Below are 15603 nucleotides of genomic sequence, written 5' to 3' on the forward strand. Positions count from 1 at the left end.
ATTGGTTTTTATTCTTTAGCAGCAACTCCTGGCATTTCAAGCCATGCCTGGTGGATTGTTGCCAACAGCGAATTTGCCTCGGCTAACAGATCTGAATCGCTATGCAGATTGGCTTTCAACAGGATCTGCTGGATATAGTCATATAGTTGATCCAGATTAACCGCAATATCTCCACCTTGTTCGTGATCAAGACTGGTTCTTAAGCCATCGAGAATGCTGATAGCTCTGGAAATATGCTCACCTTTCTCACTGATTTGCTGTCGCTGGATATGGCCTTGAGCTGTCGCAATATGCGATCGGGCCCCTTGCAAAAGGAGGTTTATTAATTCATGAGGATTTGCCGATTCTATTCGGGTCTGTAAGTCGATAGATTTGTATTGATTAATTGCTTGCTCATACCTGTTTTTCATAATCATCTCTTGTTCAAGGTCAATTGGGGCAGATTTGCCAGCTGCTGGCTTAAGAAATTGCTGGTGCTTTGCATCTGGGACAATAAACCATCAAGGGCTGTAAATTGTTTCAGATAGCGTTTACCAAGCTCCTGAGTACGGTAATCGAGCTGAACGCGATCCTCGGCAATCCGTTCAATTTGATTATTTAGACTGCTGGTGCGATCAACTAAACTGCCCTTGTCATCGAGCAATTGTTCAATCAAATCATTAAATTTCACTGCCAGGCCATTGGTTACGGTAATATTTCCTCTCGCGCCAATCCCGCCGCCGGTGATATCAACTGAAAGATTTTTATAAGCGCCGCTGCCTTTTAGTGTTAACCCATTCGAAGAGGTCGCAATTAAACCGCCGATGGTACCGCTTAAACTAACTCCTGGATTGAAGGAGTCAATCGTTAGCGCATAGGTTCCTGCCTTGATATCAGCACCAACCAGGTTGATTTTCACATTGCTATCGGAAGCCTTTGCCGACTTGGCGAAAAAGGCTCCAATGGATTCGTAGTGCATGTCCAGTGCTTTGGTTAACTGGTCTTCATTGATCTCAAGCAAGCCGCTTTTTGTTGTTTTAATGCCCAGATCAGCCAGGGTTTTAAGCGGGGAGGAAGCATCCTGACTGACATCGCTGACCAATGCTGACAATGAAAATTTTAGATTTCTTATTCCTGTATCACCCTGAAGACTTCCTGCTTTTTTTGTAGTCGGATCGTAGCTGGTTAAATTATTAAGACTGCTCATGCTGTCATTGAACTGTTTAACAAACTCCCTGATTAATGAGGTGGTTTGTGCTCGATTCGCCTCAACGCCGAGTGAAATAAGTGTTCCAGGCTGAGCTTTTTTCAAATCCAGAGTAATGCCGGCAATCGCATTTTCTATCCGGTTACTGCTTTCAGTGAGTAGTAAACCATTGATTTTGAATTGGCTGTCTTTAGCCTCTGCAGTTTGAAGCATTGAGTTAACACCGGTTGTCGGATCATAGGCCAGTGCTGACAAGCCTGTGCCGTTGGTATTGTTCCCATCAGTATCATTTACAGTAATTCGCATTTCATACGACTTGCCGGTCGAGGGGCTGCTTAAAGTCAGCCGCGCGCCCTGACTGTCCTGAACAATGGCTGCCTGCACGCCGCTGTCGCTGTTATTAATCGCATCGCGAATCGCAACAAGACTGCTTTGACCTGCGCCAATAGTAATAACTAGCGGGTCTTTATCTGCATTCAGGGTAAAACTGCTGAGATCGTTGCTGTAACTTCCAAACTCAATCGTCAATGATCCCTGACCGACAGGAGAGGATGCGTTGGCAAAGGCTCCGGAAGCGAGGTTTTGTTTGGCGGCTAACTGGATAATCTCAATATCATAATGACCATCAATAGCATTATCACCAATAGTGGCCTGCAAGGCATTGGGATCACTTAAGGTGGTTTTTAATGAATTAAATTGCTTTAAATCACCCAGTTTAATCAGGCTGCTTTGTAATTTGCTGAGCGCGCTTTTCACTTGACCAAGGGCTGAAAGCTCTGCCACCAGATCCGCTTCATGTCGATCAATTCTGTTTTTAGCGGGGGTGATTTCCGCTTTTACCAACGCTTCAACGATTGATTTAATGTCTAACCCTGAGCCAACTCCTGGCGAACTTATCCCTGACACGCTGTTATCCTTAATATCTAATCAGATTTATATTGCAACTCAGTTACACTTTTTTATCAATAGACCCGCTAATCATTTCATCAACCAGACTTAGCAGTTTCAAGTATTCATCTGGCGGCATCTTCCGTATGACTTTATCTGATAATTTCTCTGTTACGATAGTTTGAAGAACGCCGGTGGCTTTATCAATGGCCTGTTTACTTTGCGCCGAGCTCAATGGACTGGAGGAAAAGGGCTGAGAACCGACTTTAATGTTCTCATGAATACCAATTGATTCCTGTTCCAAAGAATTAGACTTAATATTATTTGACTCAATCTTCATTTCGACCTCCCACTTAATCGAATACAGGAAGGATATAAGCTAAAATAACCTGCTCCGATCAGAGAGCAGGCTAGTATTTACTATTATCTGCCGAGTAAGGACAGTACAGATTGTGGCAGGCTGTTAGCCTGTGCCAGCATCGCAGTTCCAGCTTGTTGCAGAATCTGGGCTCTGGTTAAGTTAGCCGTTTCAGCGGCAAAATCCGCATCCTGAATTCGGCTTCTTGCGCCAGACAGGTTTTCAGCAACGTTTGCCAGATTGGCGATAGTGGATTCAAATCGGTTCTGCAAGGCACCCATTGCAGCGCGGTTCGAGTTCACTGAGCTTAAGGCTGAATCCAGTCGCAATATAGCGGATTGTGCACCGGCTGCAGTACCCACATCAATGCTGTCTACTCCCAGAGAGTCTTTGGCGATAGCAGCATTTAAGCCTAATGTAGCCACGGTTCCGCCAATAGAGATGCTATTGGTTGCACTTATAGTCAGACTGCCGCGCAACGTACCATCAAAATCGCCCCCGGTAACGCTAATACCGTCTGTACCAGCAGTAAAACCGGTTCCGCTCTCCGTGATATCAATATTACGGCCATCTGCAGCGGTTAGGGTCAGATCCCCACCATTTAAACTGGCAATGACACCTGTCTGATTGCTCACGCCATTGATTGCATCACGAAGCGCCGTGTTAGATAAGGCAGTTGCAACGTCCTGGTTAGTAAATACCGCTACTCCATTGACAGACAGGTTATAGGTGTCACCTGCTGTACCCCCAATTGCGCCCACTGTCTGAGTTCCTGAGGTATTGGCACTTATAGATAAACCGGCGATTCCAGCATCATTGATTGCCGCTGCTTTAGCATAGGCTGAAGTAGCATCCTGCTGGGCATTGCCTGTGAATCCGGCACTGGAGTTGATTGTTGTGGCAGCACCGCCGCCAATGGCTATTGTTATATCAGTCGAAGCAGCGTTGGATACCTCAGTACCCGTTTGGGTTGCGATACCGCCGATTGATGAGGCTTTAATACTTCCAATGGCAAAGTTGATCGTCTGATTTGCATTGGCACCTACCTGGAAACTTGCACTTGAAAACGAGCCATCCAGAATTCTCTGACCATTGAACTCAGTGTTTAAAGCAATTCTATCGAGCTCGCTTTGTAACTGAACAACTTCTTCCTGAATAGCCTGACGGTCGCCAGAGTTATTCGATGAGTTAGCTGATTGCAGTGATAGTTCACGCATACGTTGTAAGATATTGGTCGTTTCCTGCATTGCCCCTTCTGCAGTCTGAGCCAATGATATACCATCATTCGCATTCCGTATTGCCTGGTTCATACCCCTGATTTGTGATGTCATTCTTTCAGAAATGGCTAGTCCGGCAGCGTCGTCTTTAGCGCTGTTAATGCGCAGACCGGATGAAAGACGTTGAATGGCCGTCTGCATGCCTTTTTGTGATACATTTAAACTCCTTTGGGAATTTAATGACATCACGTTAGTATTAATCACTTGAGTCATGACCAAAATCTCCTCGTGCCTGAATCCCTGGATTGGGGATTATATTATTACCGGGAATTCGACCCTTGAATTCACCGTACCCACTTTAGTTATCGGACAGAAACAAAAAAACTTTAGGGGGCGTAGCACTTTATTTTAAAAAATGCGAGAAAAACGGGAAAATTTTATTTAAAATTCATGGTGTGTAGAAAAAATAAACAGTTTGATGCTAATCAGCCGAGCCAGATTATTGTTCAACAATTAAATACGAACAATATAGTGAATAAAACAAGCCTCAGATAAAAAATCAGGTTATACTGTTGCGCGTCAAATTCAATCCACGGATTCTTATCTATGAGTTGGCTAAAAAAATTATTACCTTCAAAAGTCAGAACAGAAGCATCACAGAAAAAAGGCGTGCCCGAAGGCTTATGGGTAAAATGCCTTGGATGTAACTCTGTTCTTTATAGTACCGAGCTAATCAAGAACCTCTCTGTATGCCCTAATTGCAATCATCACCATCGCCTGACAGCGCGTCAGCGTCTGCAACAGTTTTTAGATGAGGGGAGTATTGAGGAAATAGCGGCTCATCTGGAGCCTATCGATCGACTGAAGTTTAAGGACTCAAAGAAATATAAAGATCGTATTGTCCAGGCGCAAAAAGCAACAGGCGAGAAAGAAGCTTTATTACTTGCCAAGGGCAGTGTTATTGGACAGCCTGTCATCGCAAGCGCCTTTGAGTTTAACTTCATTGGCGGCTCTATGGGAGCAACGGTGGGGGAGAAGTTTGTACGCGGCGTCTTATTGGCAACTAAAGAAAGAAAGCCCTATCTTTGCTTTACCGCAAGCGGTGGCGCAAGAATGCAGGAAGGCTTGTTTTCCCTAATGCAAATGGCTAAAACCTCAGCCGCTCTCGCTAAATTCTCCGAGACCAATCTGCCATTTATAGTGGTACTGACTGATCCCACATTAGGAGGCGTTTCAGCAAGTTTTGCCAGCCTGGGCGATATTATTATTGCTGAGCCCAATGCGCTTATCGGCTTTGCTGGTCCTCGGGTCATTGAGCAGACAGTTCGGCAAACCTTGCCCGAAGGCTTTCAACGCAGTGAGTTTTTGCTTGAGCATGGTCATATTGATATGGTAGTTGACAGAAAGTCGCTTCGACCCACTATCGCTGAGTTAATTGCCAAGTTGTCGCACCGTAGCTTGTAAGATCATGAAAAGGAGCGGGAAAACCTTAAAGCAATGGCTGAACGAGCTGGAAAACCGGCATGTCCAGGAAATCCAGCTTGGGTTGAGCCGTATCAAACGTGTTGCTGATGAATTGGATTTATTAAATCCTGGGCCAATCGTTATAACGGTCGCGGGGACCAATGGCAAGGGCAGCGTCGTAGCTACCCTTGAAGAAATATATTCCAACTCAGGATATCGCGTCGGTGTCTATACTTCACCGCATTTGATTGCTTTTAACGAAAGGATCCGGATTAATAAAAAAGCGATTGAAGACGAGCAACTTGAAAATTACTTTGAACTTATTGATTTTGCAAGAAAAGATACCGCGCTGACCTTCTTTGAAATGGCAACACTCGCTGCCTTATTGCATTTTGAACAACATGATCTTGATCTGGTAGTTTTAGAGGTTGGGTTAGGCGGAAGACTGGATGCTACCAATATTATCGATAATGATTTGGCAATTATTACCACGGTCGACTTCGATCATCAGGAATATCTTGGAACAAGCCTCGATGCGATTGGAACCGAGAAAGCAGGGATCCTTCGTTCCAACAGAGCGTTTATAGGAGCTGCTTCCGATTTGCCTTCCTCAGTTTTAAAAAGAGCAATGGATGTCGCAAAACCAGTATTTATTAATGGCCAGGATTATTCGTATAAAATTGCAGATGATATTCTTGAGATTAATTTTCAAACACAGTTACTTCAGTTCCCTAAACCCCATCTACATCCAGATTCTGTTGTAGCCGCTGTCATCGCGTCAAAAATTCTAAGCGAAAAATTACCGGTAGAAGATAAGGACATTGCCATTTCCATTAAAAGCGTTCATTTGCCGGCTCGCTTACAAATGATCGAACAAAACGATAAGAGACTCCTTTTAGACGTGGCGCACAATCCGCAATCTGCAAGATTTTTGGCAGAATTTGTGACGCAGCAAAAAATACATGGTAATATTCATGCGGTTTTTTCTGCTTTAAATGATAAAGACATAAAAGGAATAGTCGAGCCACTTTTACCTTTGGTTGATTATTGGTATCCTGCAAGGCTTGAGAGTAAGCGCGCCTGTGTTGCAGAACAATTATTAAAAGAGTTGCCTGAGAATATTGAGCAAACAAAAGGCTATTTTAGTAGCCCTGAAGAAGCTTATGAAGCGGCATTCCGGCAGGCAAAAGCAGGCGATTTAATTATTGCCTTCGGATCTTTTATTCTGGTAGGTGCTGTTTTAAATGCAGTATCTGATTCTTACCTGGAGGAGTTACTATGACATTAGTAATGGACGAGCGTATTAAGCACAGACTTATTGGACTTGCTGTAATTATCTCTTTAGGAGCTATTTTTGCTCCGGCAATTATGAAAAAATCAAGTCAGCGCCTGGAAGGGCCCTCAAGTATTTCCATCAAGCTGCCTCCAAAGCCGGTGCTGCCTCAGGTCACTGCATCTGATGAAGAAACCATGTTTAAATCGGTTAAAGTGGCTCATGTAGACATTCCAACAGCTAACGAAGATTATCAACCTGCGACGACTATTGCCAAAGCGGAGCCCTTAAGTCCGGTTAATGGAACAAAAACAATAGACTATGCCAGTGCTCAGATTGATAATCCTGATGCTCTGAAAGAAGCCCGCGCACAGGAAGATAAAGCAGACGTGATGAGTAATCCACCCGCTGAGCTGGCTCAACACAATAGTGTATCTTACTCTTCACATGCGGCATCAAATGAAGATGTAAAAAGAGTGGCTCTTGAACAGAAAAAGCCTTTGGCCAGTATACCTGCTGCCATTCCTGCAAAAGAACTGCCAAAAACTATTTTGGCCAGCAAATCGCTTCCAGCAGCTAAAACCCAGGCTAAACCCGTTGCAAAGATTCAGCAATTAGCCAAAGCGCCTACGTCCAAAGCTCTCCCTGGCAAAACAGGTTACTCAGTTCAGGTTGCTTTATTTGTACAGCAAAAGAATGCGATTGCATTGGTTAACAAGCTAAAAAGTAAAGGATTTCAGGCTTCCTATAACAAAGTCCAAAGCAAAAACGGTATTGCATATAAAGTACTGGTTGGACAAATGAATCAGAAAGATCAGGCTCTGAAGCTAAGAACACAGCTGGCTAGCGCGATGCAGATTAATGGATTTGTCGTACCTACAACAGGAATCAGCTAAAGATGCAATGGTACTGGATTGATATCGCCATCATACTCATAATTGGTCTTTCAGTTATTACCGGTTTATTCCGTGGTTTTCTGAAAGAATTGATAGCCCTTTCAGTTTGGATTGTGGCTATTTGGCTTGCATACAATTACTCTTCTGTTTTATACCCCTGGTTAGGAAATTATATCCAGGATCAAACGGTTAAAAAAATTGCCTCCTTCATTATTGTCTTAACTGCAACTGTAATTGTAGGGGGTATTATCAATGCGCTTCTTGGTTTTATATTAAAACGCTCCGGGTTGAGCGGTACTGATCGATTATTAGGGATGGGATTTGGTTTTATACGCGGTGTTTTTATTGTCTCATTAATCATTGTGGTTATTCGTATGACCTCTCTCCCGCAGGAAGAATATGTCAGCCAATCACGCCTTTATTCCAAGTTCACTCCTGTAGTCGACTGGATTTCAAGTAAGGTACCCGATTTAATTAATCAGGCTAAATCGCTGGATCAAACAAACAGCCTCGCTGATTTTCCATCCGACTTCGAGTTGTCTCAATCTTAAGATTGGATATAAGCTTTGGCAGTTTACAAAGCTTATATCTTTCCGATTCGCCATTTTGCTCCTTGAATGATAACTTCGGATAGTATTTCCAAAACGCCGTCTATACTTTTATTAAAGGATGTCAGGAGCCTAGAATGACTGCGAACAATGAGAATGTCTTGCATCATGTCAATAAGATGCAGCAAGCTTTTAAAGATCAGGTCGACCATCTGCGAAAAGACATTAAACTAATTGATGAGCCACAGTGTAAAGCCATGTTTGAAACAAGTGCTGAAGTGTTATCAGGTTTAATTAAAGCGTTTGAGGATTACAAAGAGAAAAAAGAAGATGCCTGGAAGCACTAAATGGACTTCTAAACAGCCCTTTTTTTGACTTACTAAAAACAGCGTTTAACCTTAACCCAAGTACTGCGCCTGGCTCTAAGAGATGGTCACAAAATTTAACCATCCTGTAAGAGCCTACGTACCCCGCTTAATGCCTGAGGGCTCCCCTCATTATTATATAGTCAACGGATGATTAATGATTACCCAAACAGATCTACTATAGTGTCGTTTTGATCTAATAAGTACGTATTTGTTGAATGAAAAAATGAGGGGATTCCTCAGGCTTATGCCGGGTATCCATAAAAATGGCAGTGGGTTTTAAATGCTTTTGCCAATCAGACGCATTAACCCTGTACAGTCGCAGCACCGTAGCAGAATGCTATTTATCGTTATTTTACAAGCAGCCCGGCTCCTTGGAGCAGGGGTTGGGGAGGCTGTATTCTGAAGGACTAAAATTTTTACCAGACGTATAACAGGCTTTTTTTCTGGGATGATTCAATAAGTGCTCCTGCTCATCTGATACCCTAAAAAATGAGCCAAAACGCTTAAGCCTTTGGTTTCTCTTTTCTTCTTCGCTGGGTTGAGGTTTCATGTAAATATTTTTCAGAGCTGAGTCGGGTTTTAAAGAAAATGCATAGCCATATCCTACTGCACGTATGTCTTTAGAATCTTGAGCAAACCCACAAGCACCCCAATGAAGATCCTGACCTTTATATTGATTTAGCAGCTGAGAGAGCGAAGTTTTTTTTCTTACCTGTACTACCTGGGTAGGAACCTGGCTTAAAGGGGGATTCATAGCCGGAATATCAGCATAAGAAAGCACGTAATCGGGCACATTATCCCCCGCTCTTAAAATTAAAGGATAGGTGTCAAAACTTTCATGATGGGGTTTGTCTGTTGGATTCAATCCATTTTTTATCAAATACCATGTTGCTTTTGATACCGAAATATCCTTTGCTGTAAGAAGCTCTCCGTTAGCCAAGGCATTAGAAACTTCCTGATTTAATAAACTACCTGGTGAGCAGTAAATGGTAAGACTGGTGTCTGTCGGGATTGTACAATCAGTGGACGTTGCGTCAAATGAAGCATGACCGTAAAAAACAATTCGAGGCATAAGGTTAACATTTTATAAGTTGGATTTAATTGTAACATAAAGATTAATTGCCAAACAATTTGGTTCGTTTTAAAGTTTTCATGTAGTCAGAGATAAAGCTTATTATGAGTGATAAACTCAAGCACTGATTCAGGCATATTTTCAGAGTTCAATAAAGAGTTTTTCCGAATTTCGGTAGAGGAAATGGGATAGGCGCCGGCATCAAAAAAATAAATAAGCCCTTGTGCGGTATTTTTCAGATCATGCTCTCTTTTAGTTAGATGTCTGGAAAGCGATTCCCTCAGATTGCTACTCTCGCTCGGGCTAATATCAGGCCGTTTTATCACCAGAATATTTGCTAACTCCAAAATCCGGGTCCATTGATGCCATTGCGGTAACTGATGGAAACTGTCCATCCCCATCAGCAGAGTCAAAGCGACATTTTCTCCCAGTTCCTCGCGGTAACTCTCGAGTGTTGTAACTGTATATGATGGTGATGGACGATTAATCTCACGCTCGTCAATTTCAAAATGATAGGAAACCGGATAATCAGCCAGAGCGAGATCTAACATCTTTAGTCGTTGGGTAGGGGAAGCTGCCGCGCTCTGCTTTAGCAAGGGTAATTTACAGGGTAAAAAAATAAAACGCTGGAACTGGAAATGCTGTTGCACATTTTCGGCTATGCTCAAATGTCCTTTATGCACAGGATCAAAGGTTCCGCCAAATATTAATACATTATCCAAGATAACCTACCTTTTTCCCCGAGCATAAAGCTATGGCTATTAACTCAAGATTACGCCAGATTTGACCGGGCTGGTTAGCGCTTTTAATTTTTTTGTCTAAAAGCTCGCATTGATTTAGCAGATGAACCAGAAAGGCAATTTCAAAACGCTTGATTGCGGTTTGATAATAGCCTAGCTTTGTTGACCAAATCTTTAGTTGTGAAGCTGCATCGCGAAATGAGCAGTGTCCTGTTTTATGCTTCAATTGAATGAGTAGTCTAATTTCCTGGCTTAATATCCATAAGATTAAGCTGGGCTCGGTCTTATTTTGGCTGGATTGCCTGAGAAGAAGGAGCGCTTTGGCTTGGTTAGCTAATAAGCAGGCGTCTGCCAGCTCGAAACTTAAAAACTCGCATTGATTGTGCAAGTGCTCCTCTACATCCTTCAATGTCAATCGAGTATTGGTTTCTGCAATTAATTTGATTTTTTCTAATACCTGAGCGCAGGCTGGAAGATTATTTTCATTATATTGATATATAAGCGCAGGAATTGCTTCATCAAAGATAAATGAGTGTTGCTTAAGCTGAGAGGCAATCCATTCCTTACAGGAGTTAGCATTCATCGGGCTTGCAGCAATAATCATAATAGCCGGATGATTACTGATAAATTGCAGGGCTTTTAGCGTCAAATCGGGTGCTCGAAGAATAAGCAAACATTGCGGGTTAGGAGAGGATAAATAGGTTTCAAGAAATTGTTTCCCAGCAGAATCCAGTGTTTTTTTATCATAGCGTACATCCAGAATCATCATACTGCTAAACAGTGAGAAATTGCTTGCCTCTTCCCGTAGCATAGTCCAATCTGCTGTTGAATTAATTTGCAGTATTTTGGTATCACAATCGTCTTTATGACGTGTTTGCCAGGCGGATATTAACACTTTCGCATAGTGATTTACTTGAAATGGCTCTTGTCCGGTTATTAAATATACGGGAAGAAATTTGTCTGGCGGTGGTAAATTCAGATGGTTTAGTTTGTTTAACATGAAATTAGCTTAGCTTGCGATTAATTCGATTCATAATTTGCATGGCTGCATCACGGCGCATTTCACTGTATATAAGAGTTTCCTCTGCATTGGACCCTAAAATTCTGTTGTTATTTACTGTGAGTTGTCGGGTTACCGTAACCTGATTTGAAGAAAGCAAGGGTTCGCCATTTGTTTTGATCAGAGAATAGACTGCGGTATAAATAAGCTGATATTGACGGGGCGTTGTACTGGCTCCGACACTGGTGATTTGTTCCTGAATGGTATCTTTTTCAAGAATTAACATAAATGAAGAACCTTTGGCAGATGAAAGAACGCGTATGCCGTAGGATTGAAGTTGATCCTTTAATTGCAAATGCAGGTCAGGTTGTGCACCCTGGTTTATTAGTGCCACATTATTAAACCAGGATGGTATTTCATAGGTTCCGCGCAGCTTGAAACCACATCCTGCTAACAAGATGATGAATACTGCGAGGAAGTAGCGTTTAAACATCAACTATACCACCAAATTGATCAATTGACGGTGAGCAACGACTATCGCCTTTTTAATGCTTTTACCCTCAACAAAGGCATGAGCTTCCCTGGTTGCTGTTTCAATCAATTCTTGTTCGGAGGCATCGCTCTGAGCGGTAAATTGAGCTCTTAATTTACCATTCACCTGGACAATGAAATCAACTTGATCGGTTTTTAATGCGCTTTTGTCGACTTTTGGCCAGGAAGCGTCAATGATTGCTTTTTCATAGCCCAGTTGCTGCCATAAATGGTGGCAGATGTGAGGCGTAATGGGGGCGAGTAATCGCAATAAGACACTCATGCTGGCATGAATGAAATATTTGTCATGCTCAGTTTCTATTGAATAATCAGAAATCTCATTAAACAATTTCATGCAACCAGAAACCACGGTGTTAAATTGTTGCTTCTCATAGTCATTAGAAGCCTGAGCCAGGATTTGGTTTACAGTCAGGCGTGATTTTTTTAATCTATTATCAGCCTGCTGCCAATCGACATGCCCATTTCCATTGCAAATCGCGTTGTTAACTTCAGTAAACAGTTGCTGATTTTTGTGAGCGAAAGCCCAGACCCGCTTCAAAAAGCGATGAGCTCCTTCCACTGCGGTATCAGACCATTCTAATGATTGCTCGGGAGGCGCGGCGAACATGACAAAAAGACGTGCGGTATCCGCGCCATAAGTATTAATCAAGTGATTAGGGTCAACCACGTTACCCAATGACTTTGACATTTTATGGCCATCTTTTAATACCATTCCCTGAGTCAGCAGCGCTTTAAAAGGCTCATCAGAATTAACCAGGCCTTCATCGCGCATCAGTTTATGAAAGAATCGGGCATATAAAAGATGCATAACGGCGTGTTCAATGCCGCCAATGTATTGATCTACGGGAGTCCAGTATTTAGCGCGATCATCCAGCATGGCATTGTCCTGACCTTTGCAGGCAAAGCGCGCGTAATACCATGAAGACTCGATAAATGTATCGAAGGTATCGGTCTCTCGCGTGGCATCCTGACCGCATTTAGGGCAGCGTGTCTGTAAAAATTTTGCGGACTGCGCCAGAGGTGATCCACTTCCTGTAAATTCAATATCATCCGGCAGTGTTACCGGGAGATCTTGTTCGGCCACTGGAACGATGCCGCATTCTTCACAGAAAATCATGGGAATAGGAGTGCCCCAATAGCGCTGACGGGAAACGCCCCAATCGCGCAAACGGTAATTAACCGTAACTTTACCCAAATCCCTGCTTTCCAGATAATTAGCAATAGTGCTTACAGCCTGGGAAGAAGTCAGGCCTGTGAATTCGCCGGAATTAATTAACTCACCTTCTTCAGTAAAGGCTGATTTATCATAGTTATGAGTTACATCGCCAAGCGGTTTAATCACTTCCTTAATCGGCAAGTTATATTTATTAGCAAACTCCCAATCACGCTGATCATGAGCAGGAACCGCCATGACGGCTCCTGAGCCGTATTGCATCAATACAAAATTGGCAATCCAGACGGGAATACTTTCTCCAGTAACAGGGTGCGATGCTGAGAAGCGGGTTGCAATCCCCCTTTTCTCCATAGTTGCCAGATCAGCCTCCGCCATGCGAATTCCCTGACAGCTGTCGATAAACTCTCGAACCGCAGGATCATGACTCGCTGCTTCTTTAGCGAGGGGATGATCAGGGGCTACGGCGAGATAAGTGACACCCATCAGGGTGTCAGGCCGAGTGGTATAAATTTTAAGTCGTTTGGGATATTCATTAACCTGAAAGCCAATCTCGCAGCCTTCGGAACGGCCAATCCAGTTACGCTGCATTTGCTTGACTTGTGCAGGCCATTCTTCAAGTGTATCCAAATCTTTTAGAAGTTCATCGGCATAGGCAGTGATTTTAATAAACCATTGAGAAATTTCGCGTCGTTCGACAAGCGCTCCGGAACGCCAGCCACGCCCGTCGACTACCTGCTCATTAGCCAGAACAGTTTGATCAACAGGATCCCAGTTGACCACAGCATTCTTTTTATAAACCAAACCTTTTTCATAGAGCTTGATAAAAAACCATTGCTCCCAGCGATAGTAATCCGGATCACAGGTTGCTATTTCGCGTTTCCAGTCATAAGCATTTCCCAGGCGCAGAAATTGCTCTTTCATTGCTGCAATATTTTTCTTAGTCCATTCGGCAGGGTGAATTCCGTGTTTTATTGCCGCGTTTTCTGCTGGAAGGCCAAAAGCATCCCAACCAATGGGTTGCAGAACATTTTTGCCTAAGGCACGCTGATATCTTGCAATTACATCGCCAAGAGTGTAATTCCTCACATGGCCCATGTGAAGCGTTCCGCTTGGATAGGGGAACATGGACAAACAATAAAACTTTTCTTTGTTCAAGTCTTCAGTGACATTGAAGCATTGCTTCTTATGCCAGTATTGCTGGGCCTGTTCTTCTACTTCTTGTGGTTTATAACTAGTATCCATAGTCACTACATTAGATTACTTAAGCTGCCTAGGATAACCCCTCTTGTGCTTAGCAGCAATAGTTTACTGATGCTGTTTCTTAGGAAATCCAGATATCATGGCCCATAGAAAAAAGCCAAAAGAGAGGATTAGTATCGGCCAATCCCCTAAGAGCACCCAGGGCGTGCTGCCAGTCGCCGGATAGATGGACGCGCGGAGCAGACCGGCATTAAAAGCGGGAAGCGAGGTCACTATGTCCCCTCGCGTATTAATGACGGACGATAATCCATCATTGTTCGAGACAACCTGGTATCTTCCGGTTTGCAGGGAGCGTACCTGGGCAATCTGTTGTTGCTGATACATGGCGAGCGAGTGTCCAAACCAGCCATCATCACTGATAGAAACAATCCACTCCGCATGGGGAAACTGCTTTCGAAGCAATTCTCCATAGGCCAGTTCATAGCAAATAAGCGTGGCGACAGGATGCTTATGAACTCTGATTAAGGATTGCGCGTTTTTTCCTGGCTTTAAATTGGCGTCAGGGATCTGTAACCAATTCATCAATGGCTGAAATATAGCAGGTATATATTCTCCAAATGGAACTAAATGCTGCTTTAGATAAAACCCCTGAGCCTCGCCCAGACTGATTAATGCATTGAAATAGTCGTCGGCGTCGATTTTAGTGGGTTCTGGTATCCCCAAAAGAATTCCACTGCCTGCGTTTTTTGCTTTTTCCCTTAAGTCATCAAGAAAGTCACTTATATAGGAAGAGGGGAGCGGAATAGCCGATTCCGGCATCACAATTAGCTCTGTACCAAGTAAACTGATAATATCTTTCTGATAGCGATCAAGAAGTTTCCAGAACAGCGTCTCATCCCACTTGTCGCGCATGGACAAATTGGCCTGAATGACGCCAATGGACACCGGCGTGCTCGATACATGGACCCACTCAATGGGTTTTAATGCAAGCGGAGTCAGAATAATTGAAACAAACAACACAAGATAAGTCAGTTGTTTTCTTGGCTCAACGCCGAATGCACAAACCAGCAGCGTGGCAGCAAACACAGTCAGAAAGCTAGCCCCATAAACCCCTAAAACAGGTAAGAGGTATTTAACCGGTGCATCAAATTGACCGAATCCAAGCAGAAGCCAGGGAAAGCCGCTTAAAATGGAAGCACGCAGAAATTCGCTGATGACCCAAAGTGCACTGAAGAATAATCCTGAAGTAATTGTGGGACGTTTAATTGAAAAATAGTTAAAGACAAGAGCAAGCAATGCAGGAAAGAATGATAAATACAGGATGAAAAGCAGGGTGATTAATCCTGAGAGCACTGGATGTAGATGACCATATTCGTGAATGCTGACATAAATCCAGGACACCCCAAGCCCAAAGAAGCCCAGGCCGAAAAATAATCCACGCAGAAAACCAGACCCTGTGGAATGTGCACAGAGTCCATAATAGAAGAGAGCCACACCCAGAATCGCCATGCCCGGTATATGAAAGGGAGCAAATCCCAGCGGTAATAACAAGCCGAATATGAAAAATTTGAAGTAATGCATCCAGGTTAATTTTTTTGTGGTTTCAATCTGCAGTGGCTCAAAGGAGACGGCGCTGGTCATGACAGAGTTTCATTAAATGAAAGAAC

The 15603-nt window shown here is 43.3% G+C and carries 15 protein-coding genes; 5 read left to right on the forward strand and 10 right to left on the reverse strand.

Going from position 1 to position 15603, the window contains the following annotated elements; translation table 11 throughout:
• Positions 1–8: 8 nt before the first annotated feature.
• The 4 genes from fliS to DYH61_RS06770 all read right to left on the reverse strand — a co-directional run bounded on the left by fliS (position 9) and on the right by DYH61_RS06770 (position 3922).
• Complete coding sequence (fliS, locus tag DYH61_RS06755; protein ID WP_172463586.1) at positions 9–416, reverse strand: flagellar export chaperone FliS; 408 nt, start codon at positions 414–416, stop codon at positions 9–11.
• A complete protein-coding gene (gene fliD, locus DYH61_RS06760; protein WP_058506557.1) occupies positions 413–2092 on the reverse strand; it encodes a flagellar filament capping protein FliD in 1680 nt (559 codons plus the stop codon). The genes fliS and fliD overlap by 4 nt, the downstream gene beginning before the upstream one ends.
• 43 nt (positions 2093–2135) lie before the next feature.
• Entirely contained in the window at positions 2136–2414 is a 279-nt protein-coding gene (locus DYH61_RS06765) for a flagellar protein FlaG (protein WP_058506556.1), read from the reverse strand.
• An 83-nt stretch (positions 2415–2497) separates the two neighbouring features.
• Positions 2498–3922 carry a flagellin N-terminal helical domain-containing protein gene (locus DYH61_RS06770; protein WP_058506555.1) on the reverse strand — a complete coding sequence of 475 codons (1425 nt, stop codon included), beginning with the start codon at positions 3920–3922 and terminating at the stop codon, positions 2498–2500.
• Between the two features lie 333 nt (positions 3923–4255).
• Here DYH61_RS06770 and accD point away from each other — a divergent pair, with 333 nt between their 5' ends.
• The 5 genes from accD (at position 4256) to DYH61_RS06795 (ending at position 8177) form a co-directional block, all read left to right on the forward strand.
• Positions 4256–5113: an acetyl-CoA carboxylase, carboxyltransferase subunit beta gene (gene accD, locus DYH61_RS06775; RefSeq protein ID WP_058506554.1), complete on the forward strand. Its 858-nt coding sequence runs from the start codon at positions 4256–4258 to the stop codon at positions 5111–5113.
• A gap of 4 nt (positions 5114–5117) precedes the next feature.
• Positions 5118–6395 (forward strand): bifunctional tetrahydrofolate synthase/dihydrofolate synthase, encoded by a 1278-nt coding sequence (folC, locus tag DYH61_RS06780; RefSeq protein ID WP_058506553.1) that lies wholly within the window; start codon positions 5118–5120, stop codon positions 6393–6395.
• Positions 6392–7282: an SPOR domain-containing protein gene (locus DYH61_RS06785; RefSeq protein ID WP_058506552.1), complete on the forward strand. Its 891-nt coding sequence runs from the start codon at positions 6392–6394 to the stop codon at positions 7280–7282. Before folC ends, DYH61_RS06785 begins: the two co-directional genes overlap by 4 nt.
• A gap of 2 nt (positions 7283–7284) precedes the next feature.
• The gene (locus tag DYH61_RS06790) at positions 7285–7833 is read left to right on the forward strand and encodes a CvpA family protein (protein ID WP_058506551.1); all 549 of its coding nucleotides are present in this window, start codon (positions 7285–7287) and stop codon (positions 7831–7833) included.
• Between the two features lie 134 nt (positions 7834–7967).
• Positions 7968–8177 carry a hypothetical protein gene (locus DYH61_RS06795; protein WP_058506550.1) on the forward strand — a complete coding sequence of 70 codons (210 nt, stop codon included), beginning with the start codon at positions 7968–7970 and terminating at the stop codon, positions 8175–8177.
• A 373-nt stretch (positions 8178–8550) separates the two neighbouring features.
• Here DYH61_RS06795 and DYH61_RS06800 read toward each other — a convergent pair whose 3' ends face one another.
• The 6 genes from DYH61_RS06800 to lnt all read right to left on the reverse strand — a co-directional run bounded on the left by DYH61_RS06800 (position 8551) and on the right by lnt (position 15577).
• A complete protein-coding gene (locus DYH61_RS06800) occupies positions 8551–9270 on the reverse strand; it encodes a putative adhesin (protein WP_058506549.1) in 720 nt (239 codons plus the stop codon).
• 86 nt (positions 9271–9356) lie between these two features.
• Positions 9357–9992: a nicotinate-nucleotide adenylyltransferase gene (gene nadD / locus DYH61_RS06805; protein ID WP_058506548.1), complete on the reverse strand. Its 636-nt coding sequence runs from the start codon at positions 9990–9992 to the stop codon at positions 9357–9359.
• Complete coding sequence (gene holA / locus DYH61_RS06810) at positions 9985–11010, reverse strand: DNA polymerase III subunit delta (RefSeq protein WP_058506547.1); 1026 nt, start codon at positions 11008–11010, stop codon at positions 9985–9987. Before holA ends, nadD begins: the two co-directional genes overlap by 8 nt.
• Before the next feature lie 4 nt (positions 11011–11014).
• On the reverse strand, positions 11015–11503 hold the full coding sequence (locus tag DYH61_RS06815) for an LPS-assembly lipoprotein LptE (protein WP_058506546.1): 489 nt from the start codon (positions 11501–11503) through the stop codon (positions 11015–11017).
• A 3-nt stretch (positions 11504–11506) separates the two neighbouring features.
• The gene (leuS, locus tag DYH61_RS06820) at positions 11507–13978 is read right to left on the reverse strand and encodes a leucine--tRNA ligase (RefSeq protein ID WP_058506545.1); all 2472 of its coding nucleotides are present in this window, start codon (positions 13976–13978) and stop codon (positions 11507–11509) included.
• 63 nt (positions 13979–14041) lie between these two features.
• Positions 14042–15577 carry an apolipoprotein N-acyltransferase gene (lnt, locus tag DYH61_RS06825; RefSeq protein WP_058506544.1) on the reverse strand — a complete coding sequence of 512 codons (1536 nt, stop codon included), beginning with the start codon at positions 15575–15577 and terminating at the stop codon, positions 14042–14044.
• Between the last annotated feature and the right edge of the window lie 26 nt (positions 15578–15603).

Source organism: Legionella quinlivanii, from assembly GCF_900461555.1.
Classification (GTDB): domain Bacteria; phylum Pseudomonadota; class Gammaproteobacteria; order Legionellales; family Legionellaceae; genus Legionella_C; species Legionella_C quinlivanii.